The organism is Kytococcus sp. HMSC28H12, from assembly GCF_001816045.1.
GTDB lineage: Bacteria > Actinomycetota > Actinomycetes > Actinomycetales > Dermatophilaceae > Kytococcus > Kytococcus schroeteri.
Window position 1 is genome coordinate 1 of sequence record NZ_KV824348.1, and the last position, 2,521, is coordinate 2,521.

General features: G+C 73.3%; 1 protein-coding gene and 1 pseudogene. Both read right to left on the minus strand.

The genetic code is table 11. From position 1 onward, the window contains the following. Window positions 1-10: 10 nt before the first annotated feature. Window positions 11-1,459 (minus strand): adenylosuccinate lyase, encoded by a 1,449-nt coding sequence (gene purB, locus HMPREF3099_RS03445; protein WP_070703977.1) that lies wholly within the window; start codon window positions 1,457-1,459, stop codon window positions 11-13. Between the two features lie 98 nt (window positions 1,460-1,557). After that, window positions 1,558-2,521, minus strand: a pseudogene (locus HMPREF3099_RS12275) (hypothetical protein); the annotation flags it as partial.

Consider the following 2,521-nt stretch of genomic DNA (forward strand, 5'->3'; position numbering starts at 1 on the left):
GGCGGGCCGCTCAGCCCTCGCGCCCAGCGGCCTCGCTCGGCGTCACCAGGCGGTCCACCAGCTGCGAGGCCAGGCCCGTGTACGTGGCCGGCGTGAGCTCCACCAGGCGCTCCTCGTCCTCGGCCGGCAGGCCCAGCCCGCGGATGAACTCCCGCATCGCGTCGCCGTCCACGCGGCGGCCGCGGGTCAGCTCCTTGAGGCGCTCGTACGGCTGCTCCATGCCGGGCACGCCCTGGGCGGCCAGCGCGCGCATCGTGGACTGCACCGGCTCGCCGAGCACCTCCCAGTTGGCGTCGAGGTCCTTGGCCATCTGCTCCGGCACGGCGTCCAGCCCGTCTAGGCCCTTGCGCACATTGTCCAGCGCCAGCATCGAGTGGCCCAGCGCCACCCCGATGTTGCGCTGCATGGAGGAGTCCGTGAGGTCGCGCTGCAGGCGGCTGGTCACCAGCGTGGAGGCCAGCACGTCCAGCAGCGCGTTGCTCACCTCGAGGTTGGCCTCGGCGTTCTCGAAGCGGATGGGGTTCACCTTGTGCGGCATGGTCGAGGACCCGACCGTGCCCTGCCCGCGCACCTGGGCGAAGTACGCCATCGAGATGTAGGTCCACACGTCCGTGCAGAGGTTGTGCAGCACGCGGTTGAAGCGCGCCACGTCGGCGTACACCTCGGCCTGCCAGTCGTGGCTCTCGATCTGCGTGGTCAGCGGGTTCCAGTCCAGCCCCAGGCGCTCCACGAAGGTGCGGGAGAGCTCCACCCAGTCGGCGCCGGGCACGGCCACCACGTGCGCCCCGTAGGTGCCGGTGGCGCCGTTGATCTTGCCCAGGTACTCGGCGCCCTCGATGCGGCGCACCTGCCGGCCCAGGCGGTGGGCGAGCACGGCCAGCTCCTTGCCCATGGTGCTCGGCGTGGCGGTCTGGCCGTGGGTGCGGCTCAGCAGCGGCACGTCGCGCAGGTCGCGCGCCATCGCGGCCAGCTGGTCGACCACGCCCGATGCGGCCGGCAGCCACACGTCGCGCACGGCGCCCTGGATCATCAGCGCGTAGGACAGGTTGTTGATGTCCTCGCTGGTGCAGGCGAAGTGCACCAGCTCGGTCATTCGCGCGACCTGGTCCTCGCCGCGGCCGGCCAGCACGCCCGCCAGGTGCTTCTTGAGGTGGTACTCCACGGCCTTGACGTCGTGGACGGTCTCCTTCTCGATCTCCGCCAGCGCCGCGATGTCGTCGCCGTCGAAGTCGGTGACGATGCTGCGCAGCGCCGCGCGCTCCTGGTCGGTGAACGGCTCGATGCCGTCGAACACCCGCGCGTCGGTCAGGTGCAGCACCCACTCCACCTCCACGTGCAGGCGCATGCGGTTGAGGGCGGCCTCCGAGAGGTGGTCCACCAGCGGGGCGGCCTGGCGGCGGTAGCGGCCGTCGAGCGGGCCGAGGGCGAGGGCGGGCTGCAGCGTGGAGAGATCGACCATGGCCGCATTCTCGCAGGGGCGCCGAGTGCCCCGGGACGCCGCCGAGCCCGCACCCCCTGAGGGGGCACGGGCTCGGCGCGGGTGGGGCGGGGGCTGCCTCAGCGGCGCTCCTGCCAGTCGGAGTACGGGTCCAGCTCGTCGGCGTCCATGCCGGCCGGCAGCTCGCCGCGGCCCAGCCACTCCTGGGTGGAGGTGGCCACCACCGGGGAGGCGTCCTCCGGGTCGGCCGCGACCGGCTCCTCGCCCTCGGCGGCGTCGTCCTCGGTGCCCCAGGTGGACGGGGCCACGTCGGGCAGCTGGTCGTCCTCGGGGAAGTCGGCCTCGGGGGCGTCCACGGTGCCGGGCTCCACGGCCTCGCGCTCGTCGGTGGGCTGCACGTCGTCCCAGTCGTCCTCGTCGGAGACCAGGTCGTCGTCGCCGCCGGCGGTGGTGGGCACGTCCTGACCGGTGGTGTCGGCCGGCAGGGTGTCGTCGTCACCGCCGGGGCCCACGAAGTCGGTGAGCTCCTCGTCCTGCGCGTCCTCGGTGCCGGGCTCGCGGTAGTCCGGGAACTCGATGTCGTCGGCGTCCTCGGCCTCGATGCTGTGCAGCTCGCCCGGGTCGGTGCTGGTGCCGGCCTCGATGTCGCTCGGGTCGTCGTCGGGGTCGGTGTCGGCCAGCGGGGCCGCGGCGTGGTCGTGCTCGCCGGCCACGGTGATCTCGTCGTCCGGGTCGAGATCGGTCAGGGCGCCGTCGGGGTCCTGCACCACGGCGTCGCGCGGGCCGTCGGTGTGCTCGTCCACGGTGGTGCTGCGCACGGTGGTGTCCGTGCCGTCGACGGTGCGCAGCTCGGTCTCGGAGTCGGTCGTGGCGTCGGACTCGTCGCCCTCGTCCTCGAGGGTGTGCACGGCGGCCGGGGCGGCCTCGCGGTCCTCGTCCTCGTCGCGCTCGACGGCCTCGTCGTCACCCAGCGCGTGCGCGCCGTCGGCGGTGTCCGGCAGGTCGGCGATGTCCACCACCTGGGTGTCGTCGTCGGAGTCCTGGTCGAACAGGTCGGTGGGCTCGTGCCCCACCACCTCGTCG